The sequence below is a fragment of the Streptomyces desertarenae genome, assembly GCF_042681365.1.
Taxonomy (GTDB): Bacteria; Actinomycetota; Actinomycetes; order Streptomycetales; family Streptomycetaceae; genus Streptomyces; species Streptomyces desertarenae.
Window position 1 is genome coordinate 109,009 of record NZ_JBHUFU010000001.1, and the last position, 24,438, is coordinate 133,446.

The window sequence follows — 24,438 nt, forward strand, 5'->3', positions numbered from 1 at the left end:
GGGGCCGGAACCAGCGCGGCGTCCCCTCCTGTGTGAGGGGTCTTTTGTTTTACGGACGGAAGGGGCCTCTGCGCCGCCCTTCCGGCTTCCCGCGAGCAGACGACGACCGATGGAGCTAGAGGACGATGAGCGAGACCACCGCCGCCGCGGAGACCGCGGCCCCCCATCGCTACACGGCCGCGCTGGCCGCCGAGATCGAGGCGCGCTGGCAGGACTTCTGGGACGAGAACGGCACGTACGAGGCCCCCAACCCCGCCGGCGACCTGGCCGGGGACCCCGAGGTCGTGGCCCGGCCCGAGCGGTTCATCATGGACATGTTCCCCTATCCCTCGGGGGCCGGCCTGCACGTCGGGCACCCGCTGGGCTACATCGCCACCGACGTCACCGCGCGCTACCTGCGGATGACCGGCCACAACGTCCTGCACACCCTGGGCTTCGACGCCTTCGGCCTGCCCGCCGAGCAGTACGCCGTGCAGACCGGCACCCACCCGCGGGTGTCGACCGAGGCGAACATGGAGAACATGAAGGCCCAGCTGCGGCGGCTGGGCCTGGGCCACGACCGGCGCCGCTCCTTCGCCACGATCGACCCGGAGTACTACCGCTGGACCCAGTGGATCTTCCTGCAGATCTTCAACTCCTGGTACGACGAGGAGGCGGACCGGGCCCGGCCGATCGAGGACCTGGTCGAGCAGTTCGAGAGCGGCAAGCGCCCCACGCCGGACGGCCGGCCCTGGAGCGGGCTGAGCGCGGCCGAGCGGGCCGACGTGCTGGGCGGTTACCGCCTGGCGTACGCCTCCGACGCGCCGGTCAACTGGTGCCCCGGGCTGGGCACCGTCCTGGCCAACGAGGAGGTCACCGCCGAGGGCCGCTCCGAGCGCGGCAACTACCCCGTCTTCAAGGCGAACCTGCGCCAGTGGAACATGCGCATCACCGCCTACGCCGAGCGGCTGCTGCGCGACCTGGACGGGCTGGACTGGCCCGAGGCCATCAAGCTGCAGCAGCGCAACTGGATCGGCCGCAGCGAGGGCGCCCGCATCGAGTTCCCCGTGGTGGGGAGCGACGAGCGGATCACCGTCTTCACCACCCGTCAGGACACCCTGTTCGGGGCCACCTACATGGTCCTGGCGCCCGAGCACGGCCTGGTGGACCGGATCGTGCCCGCCGCCTGGCCCGAGGGCACCCGCGAGGCGTGGACGGGCGGCCACGCCACCCCCGCCGAGGCGGTCGCCGAGTACCGCAGGCAGGCCGCGTCCAAGTCGGACGTGGAGCGGCAGGCCGACGCGAAGGAGAAGACCGGGGTCTTCACCGGCGCCTACGCCGTCAACCCGGCCGGCGGCGAGCGGATCCCCGTCTTCATCGCCGACTACGTGCTGATGGGCTACGGCACCGGCGCGATCATGGCCGTCCCCGCGCACGACAGCCGCGACTTCGCCTTCGCGCGCGCCTTCGAACTGCCGATGCGCTGCGTGGTCGAGCCGACCGACGGCCGCGGCACCGACCCGTCGGCCTGGGACGACGCCTTCGCCTCGTACGAGGCGACGATCATCAACTCCACCGGCGCGGAGGTGTCGCTGGACGGCCTGGGCGTGACCGAGGCCAAGAGCCGGATGACCGAGTGGCTGGCCGAGCGCGGCATCGGCGAGGGCACCGTCAACTACCGGCTGCGCGACTGGCTGTTCAGCCGGCAGCGCTACTGGGGCGAGCCCTTCCCGATCGTCTACGACGAGGAGGGCGTGGCCCACGCGCTGCCCGAGTCGATGCTGCCGCTGGAACTGCCCGAGGTCGAGGACTACTCCCCGCGCACCTTCGACCCCGACGACGCCGACACCGAGCCCGAGACCCCGCTGTCGCGGAACGAGGAGTGGGTCAACGTCACCCTGGACCTGGGCGACGGGCCCAAGCGGTACCGGCGCGAGACCAACACCATGCCCAACTGGGCCGGTTCCTGCTGGTACGAGCTGCGCTACCTGGACCCGCACAACGGCGAGCGGCTGGTCGACCCCGAGGTCGAGCGGTACTGGATGGGGCCGCGCGAGGGGAAGCCGACCGGCGGCGCCGACCTGTACGTCGGCGGCTCCGAGCACGCCGTGCTGCACCTGCTGTACGCCCGCTTCTGGTCCAAGGTGCTGTACGACCTGGGGCACGTCTCCTCGGCGGAGCCGTTCCACAAGCTGTTCAACCAGGGCATGATCCAGGCCTACGTCTACCGCGACTCCCGCGGCATCGCGGTGCCCGCCGCCGAGGTCGAGGAGCGCGACGGCGCGTACTGGTACAAGGGCGAGAAGGTCAGCCGGGCGCTGGGCAAGATGGGCAAGTCCCTGAAGAACGCCGTCACGCCGGACGAGATCTGCGCCGAGTACGGCGCCGACACGCTGCGGCTGTACGAGATGGCGATGGGCCCGCTGGACGTCTCCCGCCCGTGGGACACCCGAGCGGTCGTCGGCCAGTACCGGCTGCTGCAGCGGCTGTGGCGCAACGTCGTGGACGAGGCGACGGGCGAGGTGTCGGTCGTCGACGCCGAGCCGGACGAGGAGACCCTGCGGGCGCTGCACAAGGCGATCGACGGGGTGCGCCAGGACATGGAGGGCCTGCGCTTCAACACCGCCATCGCCAAGATCACCGAGCTGAACAACCACGTCACCAGGTTGCGCGAGGTACCGCGGTCGGTGGCCGAGCCGCTGGTGCTGCTGATCGCGCCGCTGGCCCCGCACGTCGCCGAGGAGCTGTGGCACCGGCTGGGCCACGAGGACAGCGTCGTGTACGCGGGCTTCCCCGTCGCGGACCCCCGGTACGTGGCGGACGAGACGGTGACCTGCGTCGTCCAGGTGCGCGGCAAGGTCAAGGCCCGGCTGGAGGTGTCCCCCGACATCCCCGACGCGGACCTGGAGGCCAGGGCGCTGGCCGAACCCGCGGTGGTGAACGCGCTGGGCGGCGCGGGAGTCCGGAAGGTGATCGTCCGGGCACCGAAGCTGGTGAACGTCGTCCCGGCCTGAGCCCGGCTCCGGAGCCGGGAGCCGCCGGCCCGGGCCGCGGCGGGGCGGGGGCCGGACGGCGGCCTCCGCCCCGCGCGTCGTTCCCCGGCCCGCGGCGGTCGCGGCGCCGCGTTCCGGGGCGGACGGCGGGCGCCGGACGCGGGTCAGCCGGCGGGCGTCTGCGGCCCCTGCCCGCGTCCCTTCGCGTCCGTCGCCTCCCGGGCCGCCAGGGCGAGCAGTTCGGCCAGGTGGAGGGCCCGGACCCGCGAGCCGCCGCGCCGCAGTCCCTGCCGGAGCTGGCGCAGGCAGCCGGGGTTGACGGCCACGACGTAGTCCACGTCCGCGGCCTCGATCGCCTCCAGCTTCGGGGCCAGCACGGCCCGGCCGTCGGCGGGCCGGAGCATCGAGTACGTGCCGGCGGCACCGCAGCAGCCGCCCGCGTTCGGCAGTTCCACGTACTCGGCGACCGCGGCGATCAGCTCCCGGGGCTGGCGCGTCACGCCGAGCCCGTTGCGCAGGTGGCAGGAGTCCTGGAGGGCGACCCGCGCCGGGCGGCCGCCGACCGTGACCCGGCCCGCGGGCCGGTGCCCCACCAGCTCCAGGTACTCGCTCAGCTCCCGCACGCGGTCGCGCCCCAGGTGGTGGGCGAGGTGGGCGGCGCAGCCGCCGGCGGTGGTCACGATGGTGCCCGGCAGGCGTTCGCCGAGCTCGCGGGCCAGGGCGGCACCGGCGGCGGAGTCGCCGTTGTGGGCGTGCAGCGCCCCGCAGCAGCCCTGCCCGGAGGGCACCCCGACCTCCGGGCGCAGCGCGCGGACGGCCCGGGAGACGGCCGGGTACAGACCCCGCTCGACGCAGCCCAGCAGCAGCGAGGCGGGCTCCGCCGGGCGGCCCGGCGCCGTTTCCGGCGCGTCCCGCCGGGCGGCCTGCGGCGCTCCCGCCTCCGCCCCTGCTCCCGCTCCCGGCCGCCGTCCGGAGCGGGCGTGGCGGCGGACGAGTCCCTGGAGCCGCAGCAGGGCGGGCCGTGACACCAGGGCCATCAGCAGCCGGGCGATCCAGGGGCGGCCGCGGCCCTGCCACTGGTGGTCGCGCCACTGCTCCAGCAGCGCGCCGTACTGCACGCCCGCGGGGCAGACCGGCTCGCAGGCCCGGCAGCCCAGGCAGAACGACGACTCCTCGGCCAGGGTGGGGTCGTCCGGCGGGAGGTCGCCGGACTCCAGCGCCCGCATGAGCGTGATGCGGCCGCGCGGGGAGGAGGGCTCCCGGCCGGTGAGGGCGTAGGTGGGGCAGGCGGGCAGGCAGAACCCGCAGGAGATGCAGCGGTCGAGCAGCTCCTTGTCGAAGACGCCGAGACGCGGGCCGGGCGCCGGGCCGGAGGCCGGGGCCGGCTCCTGCGGGGCCGGGGACCCCGCGGTCTCCTGGGGCTGCCGGCGGGGATGCTGTTCGGCGGTCATGAGCCCAGCTTTCCGGGGTTGAGGATGCCGGCGGGGTCGAAGGCGCGTTTGATGCGGCGCAGCAGGGCCACCTGGTCGTCCCCGATCCGGTCGGCCAGGTACGGCAGCTTGGCGGCACCCACCCCGTGCTCGCCGGTGATGGTGCCGTCCAGCTCGATGGCGGCGGCGAAGATCTCCGCGAACGCCCGGTGCGAGCGCTCCACGGCCGCCCCGTCGTCCGGGTCCAGCACGCAGGTGGGGTGGAGGTTGCCGTCGCCGGCGTGCCCGAAGGTGGCGATCATCAGCTCGTGGCGGTCGGCGATGCCGTCGATGCGGTCCACCATCTCGGCGAGCCGGTGCCGGGGCACGGTGGCGTCCTCCAGGATCGTCAGCGGGGCCAGCCGGGAGAGCGCGGGCAGCGAGCAGCGGCGGGCGGCCAGCAGCGCCTCCGAGCGGGCGACGTCCTCGGCGAGGGTGACCTCCAGCGCCCCGGCGTCCGCGCAGACCCCGCCGATGCGGGCGAGCGCGTCGGCCACCGTGCCGGAGGGGCCGTCGTCCCCGAACAGCAGCAGCGCGCCCGCGTCCTGCCGCAGGCCGAGGCCGGCGAACTCCTCGACGGCCGCCACGCACTTGCGGTCGAGGAACTCCAGCGTGGCCGGGAGGATGCCGGCCGCGATGACGGCCGCCACGGCGCGGGAGGCGCCGGCCAGGGAGTCGAAGTAGGCGAGGCCGGTGCCCGTCTCCCCGGGCGCGGGCAGCAGGCCCACGGTGACCTCGGTGATCACCGCGAGTGTTCCCTCGGAGCCGGTCAGCAGCCGGGTGAGGTCGTAGCCGGCCACGTCCTTCCAGAGCCTGCCGCCGGTCCGCACGACCTCTCCGGTGGGCAGGACCGCCTCCAGGCCGAGGACGTGGTTGCGGGTGACGCCGTACTTCAGGCCGCGCAGCCCGCCGGCGCAGGTCGCCACGTTGCCGCCCACAGTGGAGACGGTGCGGCTGCCGGGGTCGGGGGCGTACAGCAACCCCTCGCGCGCCGCCGCGTCCGAGAGCGCCGCGGTGGTCACCCCGGTCTGGACGCGGGCGAGGAGCTCGGCCGGGCTGACCTCCAGGATGCGGTTCAGCCGGGTCAGCGCCATCACGATGCCGCCGCTCAGGGGGACGGTGGCGGCGCACAGGTTGGAGCCCGCGCCGCGCGGCACGACGGGCACGCCCCGCTCCGTGGCGTACCGCAGGACCGCCGCCACCTCCTCGGCGGAGCCGGGCAGCACCACGGCGTGGGGGCGGGCGCTGAACAGGGGCGTCGCATCGCGTGCGTAGGCGGCCAGCGCGCCGTCGTCCACCCGTACGTGCTCGCGTCCCACGAGGCGGGCCAGGTCGTCGGCCAGGCTCCCGGGAGGGTCCGTGACCACGGTCATCGCCGCACCACCACCATCCTGTGTCCGGTGTCCGGTCCCGCGCTGTGCGGACCTGCCGACAGACGGTAGACCAGCGGGCGCACGGCGACGAGCGGGCGGGCGCCGTCCGGCCGGAAAACCCGCCGGACCCCCGGGGGACGCGTGCGGGAACGCTCCGGGCCCGCCGGAACCCCGTACCGGGCCCGCGCGTTTACTCTGGGAGAACGGCCGCCCCACCGGGAACGGGACGGGGGCGGCGATGCACCGGCGGACGAGGGAGCAGAGCTGTGGAGTTCGTCATCGGCCTGGTGTCCCTGCTCGTCGTACTCTTCGTGGCACTCGGCGCGTTCCTCACCGTCAAGGCGGTGCGCACGGTCAAGCGCGGCGTGGAGCGGACGGGCCGGCAGGTGCGCCGCACCGTCGAGGAGACGACGCTGCGGGCCCGCAGCGCCCAGCCCGGCCCGGTCGGTGAGCTGGCCCGGGTACGGCTGGAGCTGCGCGCCTCCCTCGACAGCACCCGCCGCGCCCTGGAGGCCGGGGCGGCGCGCGACACCTCCCTGGCCGAGGCCGTCGGCCTGCTCGACCGGCTCGACGAGCACGCCCGCCAACTCGACTGCGAACTGCGGCTGCTGATGGAGCGCGAGCCGGACCGGAGCCGGATCGCCGCCCGGCTGCCGGAGGCGCGCGAGCGCGCCGACCGCATCCGCGCCTCGGCGGACTCGCTGCGCTTCGCCGCGCAGGACCGGGCGCAGCGGTACGGCGAGGAGGAGCTGACCGCCCTCGGCGAGCAGATCGAGATCGAGGCGGGCGCCCTGCGCCACTGGGCGTCGGCGCACGGTCCGGACGCGGCGCCCGGAACCGGCGGCGGCGCGGACGGGGTGCCCGGAGCGTCCGGCGCGCCGCGCGCCGCGGAAGCACCCGGGCCGTCCGGAACCTCCTCCGGGACCTCCGGGACCTCCGGTGGGCGGGCCCCCGAGATCGAGGGCGGCAGGGACCTCCGGCAGGGGTGGCCGCAGGGCCGCGGCACCGGCCTGGGCACCGGGCCGGGACCGGAGTTCGACAAGGGCCGCCCCCAGGGAGCCTCGTGAGCGGCCCGGCCGCCCACCTCGCCCGTTCCGTGAACCGGTCCCGTACCGAGAGCGGCCCCCCGGTGAACGGCGCCCGTGCGAACGGTCGTGCGCCGGCCCGGCGCGCCGTCCCCTGCCACGGGCGGCTCGCGTCGCTCCCGCGCCGAAGGGCCCGGTAATCTCCGCCCCATGTCCCGCCATGTCGCGATCGTCACTGATTCCACGGCCTACCTGCCGCGGACGGCGCTGGAGAGGTACCGCATCACCTCGGTGCCGCTGACCGTGGTGCTCGGTGGCCGGGCGCTGGAGGAGGGCACCGAGATCTCCGGCCGCTCCCTGGCCGAGGCGCTCAGGCGACGGCGGCCGGTGACCACCTCCAGGCCCGCTCCGCAGGTGTTCGCCGACACCTACCGGGCCGTGGCGGAGACGGGGGCGGAGGGCATCGTCTCCCTCCACCTGTCGGCGGAGATCTCCGGCACCTACGACGCGGCCGTGACCGCCGCGCGGGAGGCTCCCGTCCCGGTGCGCGTGGTGGACACCGGCATGGTGGCGATGGCGCTGGGTTTCTGCGCCCTGGCCGCGGCCAGGGCGGCGGAGGCGGGCGGCACGCTGGACGAGACGGTGGCCGCGGCCCGCAGGCGCGCCGAGGGGACGTCGGCGTTCTTCTACGTGGACACCCTGGACCACCTGCGGCGCGGCGGCCGCATCGGGGCCGCCCGGGCGCTGCTGGGCTCCGCGCTGGCGGTCAAGCCCCTGCTGGAACTGGAGGACGGCCGCATCGGCCTGCTGGAGAAGGTCCGCACCGCCTCCCGGGCCATCGCCCGGCTGGAGGAGATCGTGGCGGACCGGGCGGGCACGGCCGCCGTGGACGTCGCCGTGCACCACCTGGCGGCGGCGGACCGGGCCGACCAACTCGCCCAGCGCCTGCGTGAGCGGCTGCCGGGCCTGGCGGAGCTGCACGTCAGCGAAGTGGGGGCGGTGATCGGTGCCCATACGGGGCCGGGGCTGCTGGGCGTGGTGGTGTCACTCGAACAGGTGACGGAGTTGTCCACAACCGACGGGTAATCCACGGATTGGGGCGGCTTTCGGAGAGGACGGGCGTTCCCTCCTACCGTCGACCGGCATGAGCATCCGATCGCATGCCGGGCCGCGCCGGCCCTCCGCCTCCTCTTCCCCCGCCCCCGCCCCCGCCTCCCCTTCCCCTTCCTCCGTCTCCCCGCCTCCCGCCGGCCCGTCCCCGGCCTTCCGCCGGTCCGCTCCTCCGCCCGCCCGGGGCCGGAGGCGAGGGCCGGGCCGCCACCGGGGGCCGGACGGTCCCGGCCACCGCATGCGCGCGCGGTTCCGGGGGCGGGCGCTGCGGCGGGCCGCCGGCGCACGGTCGTCGGCCGAGCGCGCCAAGGCGCTGCTGGAGGGCCCGCCGTCCGGACTCCCCGGCCGCGAGCCGCGCGCTCCCGACGGCGTTCCCGGTGCCTCCGGGGCTGCGGGCGCTCCCCGTCCCGCCCCCTCCCGCTCCGCTCCGGCTCCCGTCCCCGGCGTGCCCCACGCGGGCCCGTCGTCCGCGTCCCCGGGCCCGCCGTCCGCGTCCGCCGGTCCTTCGCCGGGCCCGCCGCCCGCGTCCGCCGGTCCTTCGCCGGCCCCGCTGCCGCGCGCGGAGGCCGTGGCCGCCGCACGCGAGGCGGTGCGGCAGGCGCGGGCCCGCCGCGCGGCGGCGGAGGGGCGGCCGTGTCCACCGGCGCGCACCTCCCCGGAGGGAGCCGCACGGGAGTCCGGCCCCGAACGGGCCGCCCGGGGGACCGGGCCGGTACCCGAGCGGGCACACGGGGCCTTGGGGCCGCGCCTGTCCCGGCGCGAGCGGCTGGCGGAGGCGGTGGGGGAACGGCTGCCGCTGTGGGTGCGGACGCGGTGCGGCGCGAGACCGCGCGCCCTCGCCGCCCTCACCGTCGTCCTGGCGCTGACGATCGGCCTCGCCGCGCACCACTTCTGGAGCGGCCGCCCGCGGACGGTGCAGGCCCCGCCGGTGGAGTCCGCCTCCCGCCAGCGTCCCGCGCCGCTCCCGGCGCACCCCGCGCCGCCCACCGCCGCATCCGTCACCGGTGGGTCGCTGCTGGTGGACGTGGCGGGTGAGGTCCGCAGGCCGGGCGTCCACCGGCTGCCGTCCGGCGCGCGGGTGGCCGACGCCCTGGAGGCGGCGGGCGGAGCGCACCCGGGCACGGACCTCCAGGGCCTGAACCGGGCCCGTCCGGTGGTCGACGGGGAGCAGATCGTCGTCGGCGAGTCCCCCGCGGCGCCCGGCCCCGGCACGGTGCCCGGCCCCGGCACCGGCGGTGCGGCGCATCCCGGCGCACCGGTCAGCCTCAACTCCGCCACGGCCGACCAGCTCGACGCGCTGCCCGGCATCGGTCCCGTCATGGCCCGGCGCATCATCGACTACCGCACCGAGCGCGGCGGCTTCACCTCCGTCGACGAGCTCCGCGAGGTCAACGGCATCGGCGAGCGCCGCTTCGCGGACCTGCGTCCCCTGGTCGGACCGTGAACGCCCCGGCGGGCGCGCGGAGGCCCCCGGGAGCGCCCCGGGCCTCGCTCGCGGCCCGGGGCGCGGGTACGGCGCGGTCGGCGGTCCACGCCGCCTCCGGGCACCGGCTGGGGGCGGCCCACCCGCGTACGGAGGGCCCCGCCGACCTCAGGCTGGTTCCACCCGCCCTGGCCGCCTGGGGTGCCGCGGCACTGGCCCTGGGGCTTCCGGGGCACGCGGCGGTGGCCGGCGCCTCGGCCTGCGCCCTGCTGGCCGTGGTGCTCCTGCTGCCCGCCCGGCTGCGGGGCCGGGGCCGGGCCGGTGTGCGTACGGCGGCCGCGATGGCCCTGGCGTGCGCCGCGGCGGGCGGCGGGGTGGCCGCCGCGCACGCCGCCGACGTGCACCGCGGTCCGCTGCCCGACCTGGCCCGGCGGTACGCCCACGTCACCGCGGAGGTGACCGTCACCGGCGATCCGCGTCCGGTCCGGCCCCGCGTCCGGGGGTCCGACCTGCTGCCGGGCGCGGTCGCGCTGCGGGCCGAGACCGTGCGCGTCACCGCGTCCGACGGCACGGTCACCGAGACCCGCGCCCCGGTTCTCCTGCTGGTGCGCCAGGAACACCGGGGCGCCGCAGGGGCGGCGGCCGGGGGAGGGGAGCGGCCCCCGCCGGCCTGGCTCGGGCTGCTGCCCACCACCCGGCTGGAGGTCAGGGCCCGGCTGGCACCCGCGCGGGAGGACGGGGCGGGCGGCCGGGACGCCGCCGCCGTGCTGCGGGTGCGTGCCGGAGGGCCGCCCGTGGTGACCGGGGCGCCGACCGCCGTCCAGCGCACCGCCGGGGAGCTGCGGTCGGGGCTGCGCGAGGCGAGCGACGGGCTGCCGCCGGACGCGCGGGCGCTGCTGCCCGGTCTGGTGGTCGGCGACACCTCGCGGATCCCGGCCGACCTCGACGCGGCCTTCCGGACGACGGACATGCTCCACCTGCTGGCGGTGAGCGGTGCGAACCTGTCGATCCTGCTGGTGCTGCTCATCGGGCCGCCGGGCACCGCCTCCCGGGCCGAGCGGCGGGGGGCCGCACCGCTGCTGGGCCTGTCCCTGCGCACCACGGCGGTCGTCTGCGCCCTGCTCACCGTAGCCTTCGTGGTGGTCTGCCGCCCGGAGCCGAGCGTGCTGCGGGCCGCGGCCTGCGGGCTGATCACCATCGCGGCGATCGGCACCGGCAGACGCAGGTCGCTGCTGCCGGCGCTGGCCGCCGCCGTTCTGCTGCTCGTCCTCCTCGACCCGTGGCTGGCACGGGACTTCGGCTTCCTGCTCTCGGTCCTCGCCACCGGTTCGCTGCTGACCGTCGCGCCCCGCTGGAGCGGGGCCCTGCGCCGCCGGGGCGTGCCCGGCAGGATCGCCGAGGCCCTGGCCGCGGCGGCCGCGGCGCAGGCGGTGTGCGCGCCCGTGGTCGCCGTCCTGGCCGCGCACGTCAGCCTGGTGGCGGTCCCGTGCAACCTCCTGGCGGAGTTCCTGGTGGCGCCCGCCACCGTCCTCGGCTTCGGGGCCCTGGCGGCGGCACCGCTGTCCATGTCCCTGGCGGAGGCGCTGGCCCGGGCGGCGGGCTGGCCCACCGCAGGCATCGCCGCCGTCGCCCGCGCGGGCGCCTCCCTGCCCGGCGCCGGGCTCGCCTGGCCCGGAAGCTGGACGGGGGCGGTGCTGCTGGCCGCCCTCGTCGGAGCGGTGGCCCTGGCGGCGGGACGGCTGGTGCGGCACCCCTGGTTCTGCGCGGCCTGCGCCGCCGTGCTGCTCCTGGCGGTCCTGCGGCCCGCACCGCTGGTCCGCCCGCTCACCGGCTGGCCGCCGCCGGGCTGGCGGCTGGCGGTCTGCGACGTCGGGCAGGGCGACGCGCTGGCGCTGGCGGCGGGGGAGGGGGCGGCGGTCGTCGTCGACACCGGCCCCGATCCGGAGCCCGTCGACCGCTGCCTGCACGCGCTCGGCGTCACCACCGTCCCCCTGCTGGTGCTCACCCACTTCCACGCCGACCACGTGGCCGGGCTGCCCGGGGTGCTGCGCGGCAGGGCGGTCGGGGCGATCCAGACCACCGCCCTGGGCGAGCCGTCCGGCCGGGCGGCGGCCGTCCGGCGCGAGGCGGCCCGGGCGGGGGTCCCGGTGGTGCGGGCGGAGCCGGGGGAGCGCCGCCGGACGGGCGACCTGTCCTGGGAGGTGCTGTGGCCCCGGGAGCCCCCGCCGCCCGGCCCGCCCTCGCCGTCCGGGGAGGAGGCCAACGACTCCAGCGTCACCCTGCTCGTCCGCTCCGCCGGGCTGACGCTCTTCCTCCCGGGGGACCTGGAGCCCCCGGCCCAGCGGCGCCTGCTGCGGGCCCGCCCGGACCTGCCGCCCGTCGACGTCCTCAAGGTCGCCCACCACGGATCGGCCCACCAGGAGCCGGAGCTGCTGGAGCGGTTGCGCCCACGTGTCGCCCTCGTCTCCTGCGGGGAGGGCAACCCCTACGGCCATCCGGCCCCGAGGACGGTCTCGGAGCTGCGCGCCTCGGGGGCCGCCGTCCTGCGGACCGACATCCACGGCTCGCTGGCCGTCACGGCCGACGGCACGGTGGTGGCGTCGGGATGACCGGGCGGGACGGCCGGCGGTGAGCGGGTGGGGTCCGGCGGGCGCCGCGCGCCGGTCAGCGGGCGAGCGAGGCGGCGTCCCCCATGACGACGACCGGGTTCGACGCCGGGTCCAGCGCGCGCAGCAGCGCCTTCATGTGGGGCTCGGAGAGGGTGACGCAGCCCTTCGTCGGTCCGTCGTGGTCGACGTGGAACCAGATGCCTCCCCCCTTCGCGTCGCCCAGGGGACGGGTCCAGTCCAGCGGGGAGACGCCCGTCTCGCGGTTGTAGTCGATGGCCACCACGTAGTCGAAGGAGCCCGCCAGCGGTTCGCCCTCGAACCCGGTGCCGCCGATGGTGAAGCCGCCGGAGCGGTGGTACGGGAGTTCGGTGCCCGGGTCGGGGAGCAGGCCCCCCGCGTCGGAGAGGGTGAACACCCCGATCGGCGAGCGCAGGTCGCCGAGCCGGTGGTCGTCGGTCCAGCCGCGCAGGGCGTTGTGCGCGGGCCACCGCTCACCGGCCCGCCAGCCGTCGCCGGCCCGTTCGTGGAGCACCGCGGTGGAGTGGGGGGAGGTACGGCCCTCGCCGGTGACCACCACCACCTGGCGGGCGTCGTCCGGCACCCGGGCCCGCGTCCTCGGGCCGAGCCCCGGCAGCTGCCGGGAGGTGCCGGTCCCGGCGGCCGCGGAGGCCTCCGGGGCCCGCCCGCCGGCCAGGGTGTGGGTGGGGGCGGGCCGTTCGGCCGCGGTGTCACCGGAACCGCCGCAGCCGGACAGCGCGCCCAGCAGCGCGGCGGTCACCAGGAGGGCGAGCGGGCGGATGGGCCGGGTGGGCATGGGAGCACCTTTCGGAGCCGGATGGAGCGGGATGGAGCCGGAGGGAGCGGGGTGGGCGGGGCCGGGGAGCGCCGCCCGTTCCCGGAACCCGGGGACGGGCGCCGGGCGGGGCCGCCCCGGGGCGGGTGCACGACGCCGTACCCGCCGCCGGCACCCGTCCGCGCCCTCTCCCCCCACCCGGTCCAACACCGCGGAAGGGGGCCCGGGTTGCACCGTTCCGGGAAAAAGTCCGCACCGGGGCCGCACTTCACCGCTACCGGTGAAGTGTCGTACCGTCACATCCTCTGACACAGCGACTGGTTGCCGGGTGCCGCGCAGGGCAGGTGGCCGTGGGTGCGCAGGACGTTCTGCGCGGTGCCGCCGCCCAGGTAGTCCAGGAACTTGGAGGTCAGGGAGTCGGCGGGCGGCTGGGTGTAGGTGTACGCGTACTCCACCCCCCAGAAGGGGTACGTCCCGCGGCCGCCGGACGGACCGGCCGGCTCCCCCGTGCCGCTCCGCCGCGGAGCCGGACCGATCGCGTCGACGTCCGCCGCGATCCCGTCCAGCCGCAGCAGGGTGACGTTCTCGGCCTCGGTCGCCGCCTGGAGTTCGGCGTATCCGATCGCCCCCGGCACGGCGCCGACCATCTCCAGGACCTGCCGGGTGCTGCCGCGCTCGCAGCGCAGCACCGCGGCGTCGGCGTCGTTCCTCCTCCTGCAGTCGGAGGAGGAGGCAGCCGGCTCGTGGTCGTCGAGCAGCCGTTCGTGGAAGATGCCCCGGGTGCCGGAGCGGTAGTCGCGGCTGACGAGGCTGACCGGCAGGTCCGCGCCGCCGAGCCGGGACCAGTTGTCTATCTCGCCGGTGTACAGGCGCTTCAGGTCGGCCAGGGAGATGTCCTCCACGCCGGTCCGCTCGTTGACCACCACCGCGAACACGGTGGCGGCGACGGGGTGCTCGCGCAGTCCCGGGCGGTCGTCGGGGTCCCGGCCGTCCGACATCGCGATGGCGGCGGGGGCCCCCTCCTTCGACTTGCGGCCCAGGGCGTCGAGTTCGAGGAGTCCCTCGTTGCTGCCCTTGGCCTCCACCGTGATCTTCGCTCCCGGGCAGTCGGCCTCGTAGGCCGTGGAGACCTCCTCCATCACCGGGGCGAAGGCGGTCGAGCCGAGGACGGTGAGGTTGCCGGAGGCGCACTCCAGCGGGGGCGGCGGACCCTCCAGCCGGGTGCCGACGGTGATGCCGCCGATGAGGATGAGGAACGCCGCCAGCCCGAGGTAGAGGTTGCGGGGACCGCCGCGGCGCTGCCGGTTGGGCCTGATCCGGCCCTCGTTGAGGGTCCCCTCCAGGTGGACCTTGCCGCCCACCGGGCCGCCGGTGAGCAGGACCAGCAGTTTGAAGTGGTCCCCGGTGTTCAGCGGCAGGGGCGGGATGCGGACGCGGTTGTCCTCGTACCGCAGGCCGTTGTCGGTGGTCAGGCGCTCCATCAGTCCGCGCGGGCTGGGATCGGTGACCGCGACGCCCAGCACCCGGCGGCCCTCGAACACCGCGCACAGCGGCGCCTCGAAGCTGGCCTGGCCGATGTCCTTGACGCCGTCGTTCTCGATGCGCAGCAGCACCAGCGTCGCATCGGTCAGCTCCCGGTCGTCGCCGAACAGCCCGATCCTGACGCCGGCCTGGCCGGGCCGGGTGTCCGCGCCGATCGCGGTGTCCATCTGCACCCGGTAGCCGACGAGCCGCCGTCCGGGGCGGAGCCGGTCGTAGGCCACGACGGCGATCGTCACGACGATGCCGAGGGCACCGAGGACGGTCTCGGTGGACAACCACTCCACGGGGCATCCTCACTACTGGCGAGCCGGTCGGGACGTGGGGGTGTGGGGAATGTACGCTCGCCGGTCGCCGCGGAAACCACCCTGCCCCAAGGCTTCACCGAGGGTTCATCACCGAGTGAGCCACACCCCGTCGCACATCAGCTCCCGGCCCGCCGGTTCGTCCTCCTCGCGCCAGGCCGTCAGCCTCCCCGGCCGCGCAGCCGGGGGCAGACCCACGCGGGCCGCCCGTGCGGATCCCGGCCCGGCTTCGCGGCGAACGCCGCCTCCCGGGCGGGCAGCTCTCCGGAGGGGACGGCCCCGGCGCGGGCGTCGATCAGGACCACGTCCCGGGTGCGGTCCGGTGCCACCCGTGCCCGCGGCACCGCCCTCAGGTTGCGGACGGCGGGTCGGGAGCCCCGGGTGGACATCGGCGGCGCGCCCCCGTACCAGAGGAACGACAGCGGCACGAGGCACGGGGCGCCGCAGGGGCCCGCGGTGGACACCCGGGCGTCCGTGTCCTCCTCCAGCCGGGCCAGTACGTCGCGCCTGCGCTGCTCGGCGGTGCGCGGGGCGGGAGGGGTGCTCGTCATGCGGCGGAGGCCAACCGGGAGGCGTCCCCGGCGCACCGGGCCGCCGCCGGCCGGCGCCCGGTCCGTACGCCGTGGGACGTCCGGTCCGCAGGCCCCGGGCGGGCTGTTCCGCCCCCGGCCGCGCCCGCCGCCCGGCAAACCGTTTCCCCGTGTGAACGGCGGTGTGCCAGGGTCGGACGGTGGCCGCATCCCGACACGGCCTGCTGCGCCGGCAGTCCGACCTGACCCGGGCGCTGTTCGAGCACCACCCGGAGCGCCTGGAGCCCGAGGACCTCCTCCGGGAGCCCGTGCCCCGCTGCTGGACGGTGCGTCCGGCCGCCGGCGGCGGGTGGGTGCCGGACTGGGCGGAAACCGAGCCCGACCCCGTACCCGTCCCCACGATCGCCTGGCTGAGCCGGCACATCGGCTGGTGGTGGGGCACGGCCGCCGACCACGCGCGGGGGCGGGCGCCGCGGGCGCGGACCGGGGTCGCCTGGCCGGGCGGGGAGGCCGCCGACCGGTGGCTGCGCGAGCTGCGCGCGGACTGGCTGGAGGCGCTGGAGGGGCTCGGCGGGGACGGGCTGGACGCCGCCGCGCCGTTCCCGTGGCCGGACGGTTCGGGGCGCTCGGTCGCCGACATGGCGGCCTGGGGGAACGCCGAACCGATGAGGAACGCCGCCGAGATCGGGCAGCTCCGGCTGCTGCGGGCCGCCGGCCGGGCGTGAGGCGCCGTCCGGCCGGCGGTCTCAGTCCCGCTCCAGCCAGCCGTCGTACTCCCCGGCGAGCGCCTCCAGCGCGGCGGGGTCGTAGGCGCCCGCCGGATCCTCGACCACGACCAGCCACTGGGCGTCCTCGGCGTCGTCCTCGCCCGCCAGCGCCTCCCGGACCGGCCGCGGCTGCTCGGGCAGCCCGAGGCGGTCGGCCGTCTCCTCGGCCACCTCCTCGGCGGCGTCGCGGTCGGGAAGCACCAGGATGTGTCGGATGTGTCGTCCGTCGGTCACCGTCCCATTCTGCGGCAGGCCCCGGACCGGCCGCGGGGGCGGGGCGGGCTGTCGGCGGCTCGTGGGATGCTGGTCCGCGATGGCCGGAAAAACCAGGAAGTCCCCGTCCGACGATCCGCTCGCCCCCGTCACGCTCGCCGTGGGCCAGGAGGATCTGCTGCTCGACCGCGCCGTGCGCGAGGTGGTCGACGCGGCCAGGGCCGCCGACGCCGACACCGACGTGCGCGAGCTCGCCCCCGCCGACCTGCGGCCTGGCACGCTCGCCGAGTTGACCAGCCCCTCGCTGTTCGCCGAGCGGAAGGTCGTGGTCGTGCGGGACGCGCACGACCTGGCGGCGGACACGGTCAAGGACGTCAAGGCCTATCTGGCGTCCCCGGCCGAGGAGATCACCCTGGTGCTGGTGCACGCGGGCGGCGCCAAGGGCAAGGGGCTGCTGGACGCGGCCCGCAAGGCGGGCGCCCGCGAGGTGGCCTGCCCCAAGATGACCAAGCCCGCCGACCGGCAGGCGTTCGTGAGGGCCGAGTTCCGCGCCGCGGGGCGCTCGGCCACTCCCGAGGCGTGCCAGGCCCTGGTGGAGATCCTCGGCAGCGATCTGCGCGAGTTGGCCGGCGCGTGCGGCCAACTCGTCGCCGACGTCGAGGGCACCATCGACGAGGCCGTCGTCGCCCGCTACTACAGCGGCCGGGCCGAGGCGTCCAGCTTCACCATCGCCGACCGGGCGGTGGAGGGCCGGCTGCCCGAGGCCCTGGAGGCGCTGCGCTGGTCGCTGTCCACCGGGGTGGCCCCGGTGCTGGTCACCAGCGCCCTGGCCCAGGGGGTGCGGGGCATCGGCAAGCTGCTGTCGCCTCCGCGCGGGATGCGGCCGGGCGACCTGGCCCGTGAGCTGGGCATGCCGCCGTGGAAGATCGACCGGGTGCGCCAGCAGGCGCGGGGCTGGTCGGCCGACGGGGTGTCGGCCGCGCTGCGCGCCGTGGCGGAGGCCGACGCGGCGGTCAAGGGCGGCGGCGACGACCCGGAGTACGCCCTGGAGAAGGCCGTGATGACCGTGGCCCGGGCGGCCCGCTCCCGCTGAGGCGGGCGGCGCGCCCCCGGGGCGTTCCGGTGGCGGGACGCTCCCGGCCCGCCCGCGTACCGGAACGCGCCCCGCAACGCGGACCGCCCGCCGTGGGGGATCACGGCGGGCGGTCCGCTTCAGGCTCTCGGCCCGGTACTTCTCGGTGCGCCGCACCCGCGTGGCGAACGCAGGCCGCGTGCGGCGCGGTGGTGCCGGTACGGAGCGGTGAGAGGGTCCGCTGCGGTCCGACGCGGCACCGGGGCGGGCCGCCGTTCCGGCGGCCCTCGGGGGTCAGCCCTGGAGAGCGGAGACCTTCTGGGCCAGCGCCGACTTCTTGTTGGCGGCCTGGTTCTTGTGGATCACGCCCTTGCTGACGGCCTTGTCCAGCTTGCGGTTGGCGGCGCGCACGGCCTCGGTGGCCTTCTCGACGTCACCGGCGGCGATCGCCTCACGGGTGCGGCGGATCGCGGTCTTCAGCTCGGACTTGACCGCCTTGTTGCGCTGGCGGGCCTTCTCGTTGGTCTTGATCCGCTTGATCTGGGACTTGATGTTCGCCACGAAAGAGCCTTCTCGAATGGGTTGGAGTGTGATTCCGTGCCCGGTGTCCCCTCCTCGGTCCCCGCCGAGCGGCGGGCCGCCCGCAAGAGGGCATGAGGCACAGTCGGTCAGGTTACCAGCAGGCTTGACGGCCTCCCAAACCGGACCGGAACCGCCGCTCGTGGGACGATGGTGGGGACGTATCGAACCCGAGCCATGACCCGACAGGACCCTGCGTGCCCGCGACCCCTTCGAACGTGCCGGAGCCGAGCCGTACCGACCCGGCGCTGATCCGCAACTTCTGCATCATCGCGCACATCGACCACGGCAAGTCGACGCTCGCCGACCGGATGCTCCAGCTCACCGGAGTCGTCGAGCAGCGCCAGATGCGCGCCCAGTACCTCGACCGCATGGACATCGAGCGCGAGCGCGGCATCACGATCAAGTCCCAGGCGGTCCGCCTGCCGTGGGCGCCCACCCAGGGCGAGGACGAGGGCAGGACCCACATCCTGAACATGATCGACACCCCGGGGCACGTCGACTTCACCTACGAGGTCTCCCGCTCGCTGGCCGCGTGCGAGGGGTGCATCCTCCTGGTCGACGCCGCCCAGGGCATCGAGGCCCAGACGCTGGCCAACCTCTACCTGGCGATGGAGAACGACCTCACGATCATCCCCGTCCTCAACAAGATCGACCTTCCGGCCGCCCAGCCGGAGAAGTTCGCCGCCGAGCTGGCGCACCTCATCGGCTGCGACCCCTCGGAGGTGCTGAAGGTCTCCGCCAAGACCGGCGAGGGCGTCGAGGCGCTGCTGGACGAGGTCGTCCGGCAGGTCCCGGCCCCGGTCGGGGACGCGGACGCCCCCGCCCGCGCGATGATCTTCGACTCGGTCTACGACGCCTACCGCGGCGTGGTGACGTACGTGAAGGTCGTCGACGGCCGGCTCTCCAAGCGCGAGCGCATCAGGATGATGTCCACCGGTGCCGCGCACGAGCTGCTGGAGATCGGCACCAACAGCCCGGAGATGCTGCCCGCCGACGGCCTGTCCGTCGGCGAGGTGGGCTACCTGATCACCGGTGTGAAGGACGTCCGCCAGTCCAAGGTCGGCGACACCATCACCCAGTTCTCCAAGGGCGCCACCGAGCCGCTGGGCGGTTACAAGGACCCCAAGCCGATGGTGTTCTCGGGCCTGTACCCGCTGGACGGCTCGGACTACCCCGAGCTGCGCGACGCCCTGGACAAGCTCCAGCTCAACGACGCCGCGCTGGTCTACGAGCCGGAGACGTCCGCCGCCCTCGGCTTCGGCTTCCGGGTCGGTTTCCTGGGCCTGCTCCACCTGGAGGTGATCCGCGAGCGGCTGGAGCGCGAGTTCGGCCTCGACCTGATCGCCACCGCGCCCAACGTGGTCTACCGGGTGGACATGGAGGACGGCACCGAGCACGTCGTCACCAACCCCAGCGAGTACCCGACCGGCAAGGTGGCCCAGGTGCACGAGCCGGTGGTCCGCGCCACGGTGCTGACGCCCAACGACTTCGTCGGGGCCGTCATGGAGCTGTGCCAGACGCGGCGCGGCAACCTGCTGGGGATGGACTACCTCTCCGAGGACCGCGTCGAGCTGCGCTACACCCTTCCGCTGGCGGAGATCGTCTTCGACTTCTTCGACGCGCTGAAGTCCAAGACCCGCGGTTACGCCTCGCTCGACTACGAGCCCACCGGCGAGCAGACCGCCGACCTGGTCAAGGTCGACATCCTGCTGCACGGCGACAAGGTGGACGCCTTCTCCGCGATCGTCCACAAGGACAAGGCGTACGCCTACGGGGTCAGGATGGCCTCGAAGCTGCGCGAGCTCATCCCCCGGCAGCAGTTCGAGGTGCCCATCCAGGCCGCCATCGGCTCGCGCGTCATCGCCCGCGAGACCGTCCGCGCCATCCGCAAGGACGTGCTCGCCAAGTGCTACGGCGGTGACATCTCCCGGAAGCGGAAGCTGCTGGAGAAGCAGAAGGAGGGGAAGAAGCGCATGAAGATGGTGGGCCGCGTGGAGGTCCCGCAGGAGGCCTTCATCGCCGCGCTCTCCTCCGACTCCGACGGCGGCGGCGACGCCAAGGGCAAGAAGTAGCGGGAGGCGGGCCCGGCCGCCGGGCCGGCCTTTTCGAGGGCGCCCGTCCCCATCCGGGGGCGGGCGCCCTCACCCGTACGGGCCCGCCGCGGTGCGCCGTCCCCGCCGCGCCGCGCGGCCGGCCGGGCGGGAAGGAGCCGCGTGCGGTATGTATCGCGGAGGTCACGGCTTCGGGGAAGCGGTGCGCAAGCCCTTTCACGCCGAAGCCTTCCGGCCTACCCTGATCACCCGCTCGGTTGTTACCCGTGAGTCACCCAGTACGCACAGACCGGTACGCACAGGTACGCACGGACACTGCGGCGCCGGCCGCACCCGCCACCCACCACCCGTCAGGCACGGACACGCACAGAGACAGAAAGGGCCGGCACCCCTTTCCCCACCCCCCGCACTCCCGGTAGACCGAGCCATGGAGCCACCCCCTGCACCGTCGCGGGCCCCGGAGGATGTTGTGAGCGACCACCAGTCCATGATCGAGAACCGTCCGCCCTCGGTGGCGAACCTCTTCCTGGAGCGCATCGAGGCCACCCCGGACGGCGAGGCGTACCGCTACCCCGTGCCCTCCGCCTCCGGCGAGGGGCCCGACGAGTGGCGCTCCTACACCTGGGGAGAGGCCGCGCGGCGGGTCTTCTCGATCGCGGCGGGCCTGATGGACCTGGGAGTGAGGCCCGAGGAGCGGGTCGCCATCGCCTCCGGCACCCGGGTCGACTGGATCCTGTGCGACCTGGGCGTGCTGTGCGCCGGAGCGGCCACCACGACCGTGTACCCCAGCACCAACGCCGAGGAGACCGCCTACATACTCGCCGACTCCGGGAGCCGGGTGCTGATCGCCGAGGACGCCGGGCAGCTCGCCAAGGCGCGCGAGCGCCGGGCCGAGCTGCCGGAGCTCTCCCACGTCGTCGTCGTCGAGGCGGGGGACGCGGTGGCCGCCGAGGGCGACCCGGAGGGCTGGGTGCTCTCCCTGGACGAGCTGCGCGAGCGGGGCGAGGCGTACCTGGAGCGGCACCCCGAGGCCGTCAAGGAGACCGTCGGCGCCCTGCGCTCCGACCAGCTCGCCACCCTGATCTACACCTCCGGCACCACCGGCCGCCCCAAGGGCGTACGGCTGCCGCACGACGCCTGGTCGTACATGGCCAAGGCCATCGCCGCCTCCGGCCTGGTGACGGCCGACGACGTGCAGTACCTGTGGCTGCCGCTGGCGCACGTCTTCGGCAAGGTGCTCACCGCGGGCCAGATCGAGGTCGGCCACGTCACCGCCGTGGACGGCCGGGTCGACAAGATCATCGAGAACCTCCCGGCGGTGCGCCCCACCTACATGGCCGCCGTGCCCCGGATCTTCGAGAAGGTCTACAACGGGGTCGCCGCCAAGGCGCGGGCCGGCGGCGGCGCCAAGTACAGGATCTTCACGTGGGCCTCCGAGGTCGCGCGGGAGTACGCCAGGACCACCCAGGACACCTTCCGCCGCACCGGAACGGCCTCCGCGCCCGCCGGGCTGCGGATCAAGCACGCGGTCGCCGACAAGCTCGTCTACGCCAAGCTGCGCCAGGCCTTCGGCGGCAGGCTCCGCGCCTGCGTCTCCGGCTCGGCCGCCCTCGCCCCGGAGATCGGCTACTTCTTCTCCGGCGCCGGCATCCACATCCTGGAGGGCTACGGCCTCACCGAGTCCAGCGCCGCCAGCTTCGTCAACCCCGGCGAGGCCTACCGCACCGGCACCGTCGGCAAGCCGCTGCCCGGCACCGAGGTGCGCATCGCCGAGGACGGCGAGATCCTGCTGCGCGGCCCCGGCATCATGCAGGGCTACCACAACCTGCCCGAGAAGACCGCCGAGGTCCTGGAGGACGACGGCTGGTTCCACACCGGCGACATCGGCGAGCTGTCGGACGACGGCTACCTGCGGATCACCGACCGCAAGAAGGACCTGATCAAGACGTCCGGCGGCAAGTACATCGCCCCGGCGGAGGTCGAGGGGCGGTTCAAGGCGATCTGCCCGTACGTCTCCAACATCCTGGTGCACGGCGCCGACCGGAACTTCTGCACCGCGCTCATCGCGCTCGACGAGCCGTCCATCATGGGCTGGGCGGCCGAGCACGGCCTGGGCGGCCGGAGCTACACGGAGGTCGTCTCCTCCGACGAGGTGCACGAGCTGGTCGACGGGTACGTCCGGCGCCTCAACGCCGACCTCCAGCGCTGGCAGACGGTCAAGAAGTTCCGCATCCTGCCGCGCGACCTGGACGTCGAGCACGGCGACCTCACCCCGAGCCTGAAGCTGAAGCGGCCCGTGGTGGAGCGCGAGTTCGGCCACCTCATCGAGGAGATGTACGCCGGCACCCGCGAGGGCTGAGGAGGCACGGGGCGGCCCGGCGGAGCCGGCCGCCCCGCCCCCGGCCGGGCGGTCAGTCCACCAGGTCGCGGACCACCGCGTCCGCCAGCAGCCGGCCTCGCAGGGTGAGCGCCGCACGCCCCCGCCCGTACGCCTCCGGGCGCAGCAGCCCGTCGGCCAGCGCCCGCTCGGCCGCCCGCGCTCCCGCCGGGGCGAGGACGTCCAGGGGCACGCCGTCCTCCAGGCGCAGCTCCAGCAGGATCCGCTCCACCCGGCGGTCCTCGGCGCCCAGCACCTCGCGGCCCGCCCCCGGCGAGCGTCCCTCGGTGAGGGCCTGGGCGTACGCGCCGGGGTGCTTCACGTTCCACCAGCGCACCCCGCCGACGTGGCTGTGCGCGCCGGGGCCCGCGCCCCACCAGTCGGCGCCGGTCCAGTACAGCTCGTTGTGGCGGCAGCGGGCCGCCTTCGACGTCGCCCAGTTGGACACCTCGTACCAGCCGAAACCGGCCGCCGACAGCACCTCCTCGGCGATCAGGTAGCGGTCGGCGTGCACGTCGTCGTCCGTCATCGGCACCTCGCCGCGCCGGATGCGGGCGGCCAGCCGCGTGCCGTCCTCCACGATCAGCGCGTACGCCGAGACGTGGTCGGGCCCGGCACCGACCGCGGCCTCCAGCGAGGCGCGCCAGTCGTCGTCGCTCTCGCCCGGGGTGCCGTAGATCAGGTCCAGGTTGACGTGCTCGAACCCCGCGGCGCGGGCCTCGGCCACGCATGCCTCGGGGCGGCCGGGCGTGTGGGTGCGGTCCAGGACGGCCAGCACGTGCCGGCGGGCGCTCTGCATGCCGAAGGAGATCCGGTTGAAGCCCGCCTCCCGCAGCCGGGCCAGGTACGCCGGGTCGACGGAGTCGGGGTTGGCCTCGACGGTGACCTCCGCCCCGTCCGCCAGGCCGAACTCCTCGCGGATCGCGGCCAGCATCCGCCCCAGGTCGCCGGCGGGGAGCAGGGTCGGGGTGCCGCCGCCGACGAAGACCGTCTCCACCGTGCGGGGGTCGTCGCCCAGCACCTTGCGGGCCAGCCGCACCTCCTCGGCCAGGACGTCCGCGTACTCCTCCTGGGAGGCCCGCGCACCGCCCGGACCGCGCAGCTCGCTCGCGGTGTAGGTGTTGAAGTCGCAGTAGCCGCAGCGCGTGGCGCAGTACGGGACGTGCAGGTAGAAGCCGAGCGGGCGCCGCGCGGCGCCCGCCAGGGCGTGCGCGGGCAGTGTTCCGTCGGTGGGGACGGGCTCGCCGTCGGGCAGTGCGGAGGGCATGGGGTCCATTGTCCGGCATCCGGCCCCGTACCCGGACGGGCCGGACGCCGCACCGTGCCCGCGGGGGGCTCACGGACCGGCGGGGCCGCCCACCGTGACGTGGTCGATCAGCCGCTCCACCGGCCCGAGCAGCCCCGGCTCCAGATCGGTGTAGCTGCGCACGCTCCCCAGGATCCGCTTCCAGGCCGCGCCGGTGTTCTCCGGCCAGCCCAGGGCCCGGCACACGCCCGTCTTCCAGTCCTGGCCGCGCGGGACGCGGGGCCAGGCGTCGATGCCCAGGGCCGACGGCTTGACCGCCTGCCAGACGTCCACGTACGGGTGCCCGACGACCAGCACGTCCTCGCCGGACACCCGCTCGGCGATCCGCCACTCCTTGGAACCGGGCACCAGGTGGTCCACCAGCACCCCCAGCCGGGCCTCGGGGGTGGGGCCGAAGGCCTCCACGACGGCCGGCAGGTCGTCGACGCCCTCCAGGTACTCCACGACGACGCCCTCGATCCGCAGGTCGTCGCCCCAGACCTTCTCCACCAGCTCCGCGTCGTGGCGCCCCTCCACGTAGATGCGCCCGGCGCGCGCCACCCGGGGGCGGGAGCCGGGCACGGCGATCGAGCCGGACGCCGTGCGCCGGGGCGCGACCGGGGCGGGCGGCCGCGCCGACGCGGGCCGCACCAGGGTGACGGCCTTCCCCTCCAGCAGGAAGCCGCGCGGTTCCAGGGGGAAGACGCGGTGCCTGCCGAACCGGTCCTCCAGGGTGACGGTGAGGCCCTGGGCCGTCTTCTCGCAGCGCACCACCGCGCCGCAGAAGCCGGTCGTGACCTCCTCCACCACCAGGCCCGGCTCGGCGGGCACCTCGGGCGCGGGCCTGCTGCGCTTCCAGGGAGGGGTCAGGTCGGGGCCGTACTGTCTGCTGCGCATGCGCTCATTCTGTTACGCGCCCCCCGCGGCGAAACCCCGGCGGGCC

18 protein-coding genes are annotated in these 24,438 nt (G+C 75.5%); 9 read left to right on the forward strand and 9 right to left on the reverse strand.

Translation table 11 applies throughout. The annotated features are described in order from the left end of the window. The first annotated feature begins 125 nt into the window (after positions 1-125). Complete coding sequence (leuS, locus tag ACFSJS_RS00445; protein WP_380895386.1) at positions 126-2,993, forward strand: leucine--tRNA ligase; 2,868 nt, start codon at positions 126-128, stop codon at positions 2,991-2,993. Positions 2,994-3,136: 143 nt separating this feature from the next. Here the strand turns inward: leuS and ACFSJS_RS00450 are convergent, their stop codons facing one another. Further along, complete coding sequence (locus ACFSJS_RS00450) at positions 3,137-4,423, reverse strand: (Fe-S)-binding protein (protein WP_380895388.1); 1,287 nt, start codon at positions 4,421-4,423, stop codon at positions 3,137-3,139. Then, entirely contained in the window at positions 4,420-5,814 is a 1,395-nt protein-coding gene (locus ACFSJS_RS00455; RefSeq protein ID WP_380895390.1) for an FAD-binding oxidoreductase, read from the reverse strand. The genes ACFSJS_RS00450 and ACFSJS_RS00455 overlap by 4 nt, the downstream gene beginning before the upstream one ends. 266 nt (positions 5,815-6,080) lie before the next feature. Here ACFSJS_RS00455 and ACFSJS_RS00460 point away from each other — a divergent pair, with 266 nt between their 5' ends. The 4 genes from ACFSJS_RS00460 (at position 6,081) to ACFSJS_RS00475 (ending at position 11,981) form a co-directional block, all read left to right on the forward strand. Next, complete coding sequence (locus ACFSJS_RS00460; RefSeq protein ID WP_380895392.1) at positions 6,081-6,881, forward strand: hypothetical protein; 801 nt, start codon at positions 6,081-6,083, stop codon at positions 6,879-6,881. 168 nt (positions 6,882-7,049) lie between these two features. Beyond that, positions 7,050-7,925, forward strand: coding sequence for a DegV family protein (locus ACFSJS_RS00465; protein WP_380895394.1), 876 nt, complete (start codon positions 7,050-7,052; stop codon positions 7,923-7,925). Positions 7,926-8,685: 760 nt separating this feature from the next. After that, a complete protein-coding gene (locus ACFSJS_RS00470) occupies positions 8,686-9,393 on the forward strand; it encodes a ComEA family DNA-binding protein (RefSeq protein ID WP_380895396.1) in 708 nt (235 codons plus the stop codon). Further along, positions 9,390-11,981 carry a ComEC/Rec2 family competence protein gene (locus ACFSJS_RS00475; RefSeq protein ID WP_380895398.1) on the forward strand — a complete coding sequence of 864 codons (2,592 nt, stop codon included), beginning with the start codon at positions 9,390-9,392 and terminating at the stop codon, positions 11,979-11,981. Before ACFSJS_RS00470 ends, ACFSJS_RS00475 begins: the two co-directional genes overlap by 4 nt. Positions 11,982-12,036: 55 nt before the next feature. Here ACFSJS_RS00475 and ACFSJS_RS00480 read toward each other — a convergent pair whose 3' ends face one another. From ACFSJS_RS00480 to ACFSJS_RS00490, 3 genes are all read right to left on the reverse strand, one after another. Then, a complete protein-coding gene (locus tag ACFSJS_RS00480; RefSeq protein WP_380895400.1) occupies positions 12,037-12,795 on the reverse strand; it encodes a L,D-transpeptidase family protein in 759 nt (252 codons plus the stop codon). A 275-nt stretch (positions 12,796-13,070) separates the two neighbouring features. Then, positions 13,071-14,600, reverse strand: a complete 1,530-nt coding sequence (locus ACFSJS_RS00485) for a substrate-binding domain-containing protein (RefSeq protein WP_380895402.1) — start codon at positions 14,598-14,600, stop codon at positions 13,071-13,073. A gap of 179 nt (positions 14,601-14,779) precedes the next feature. After that, positions 14,780-15,169, reverse strand: coding sequence for a pyridoxamine 5'-phosphate oxidase (locus ACFSJS_RS00490; protein WP_380895404.1), 390 nt, complete (start codon positions 15,167-15,169; stop codon positions 14,780-14,782). A 179-nt stretch (positions 15,170-15,348) separates the two neighbouring features. Here ACFSJS_RS00490 and ACFSJS_RS00495 point away from each other — a divergent pair, with 179 nt between their 5' ends. After that, a complete protein-coding gene (locus tag ACFSJS_RS00495) occupies positions 15,349-15,873 on the forward strand; it encodes a DinB family protein (RefSeq protein ID WP_380895406.1) in 525 nt (174 codons plus the stop codon). A gap of 21 nt (positions 15,874-15,894) precedes the next feature. On the opposite strand, the gene ACFSJS_RS00500 is transcribed toward ACFSJS_RS00495, so the two are convergent. After that, positions 15,895-16,149, reverse strand: a complete 255-nt coding sequence (locus tag ACFSJS_RS00500) for a hypothetical protein (protein WP_380895408.1) — start codon at positions 16,147-16,149, stop codon at positions 15,895-15,897. Positions 16,150-16,228: 79 nt separating this feature from the next. Here ACFSJS_RS00500 and holA point away from each other — a divergent pair, with 79 nt between their 5' ends. Continuing rightward, positions 16,229-17,221, forward strand: coding sequence for a DNA polymerase III subunit delta (holA, locus tag ACFSJS_RS00505; RefSeq protein WP_380895411.1), 993 nt, complete (start codon positions 16,229-16,231; stop codon positions 17,219-17,221). 273 nt (positions 17,222-17,494) lie between these two features. Here holA and rpsT read toward each other — a convergent pair whose 3' ends face one another. Beyond that, a complete protein-coding gene (gene rpsT / locus ACFSJS_RS00510) occupies positions 17,495-17,761 on the reverse strand; it encodes a 30S ribosomal protein S20 (protein WP_380895414.1) in 267 nt (88 codons plus the stop codon). A gap of 215 nt (positions 17,762-17,976) precedes the next feature. On the opposite strand from rpsT, the gene lepA reads away from it, so the two are divergent. Together lepA and ACFSJS_RS00520 are read left to right on the forward strand one after the other, a co-directional pair. After that, positions 17,977-19,854, forward strand: coding sequence for a translation elongation factor 4 (gene lepA, locus ACFSJS_RS00515; protein WP_380895417.1), 1,878 nt, complete (start codon positions 17,977-17,979; stop codon positions 19,852-19,854). 448 nt (positions 19,855-20,302) lie between these two features. After that, positions 20,303-22,192 (forward strand): AMP-dependent synthetase/ligase, encoded by a 1,890-nt coding sequence (locus ACFSJS_RS00520; protein ID WP_380895420.1) that lies wholly within the window; start codon positions 20,303-20,305, stop codon positions 22,190-22,192. A gap of 52 nt (positions 22,193-22,244) precedes the next feature. Here the strand turns inward: ACFSJS_RS00520 and hemW are convergent, their stop codons facing one another. Then, entirely contained in the window at positions 22,245-23,486 is a 1,242-nt protein-coding gene (gene hemW / locus ACFSJS_RS00525) for a radical SAM family heme chaperone HemW (RefSeq protein ID WP_380895423.1), read from the reverse strand. Positions 23,487-23,546: 60 nt separating this feature from the next. Continuing rightward, entirely contained in the window at positions 23,547-24,392 is an 846-nt protein-coding gene (locus tag ACFSJS_RS00530; protein ID WP_380895426.1) for a DUF3097 domain-containing protein, read from the reverse strand. Positions 24,393-24,438 lie beyond the last annotated feature (46 nt).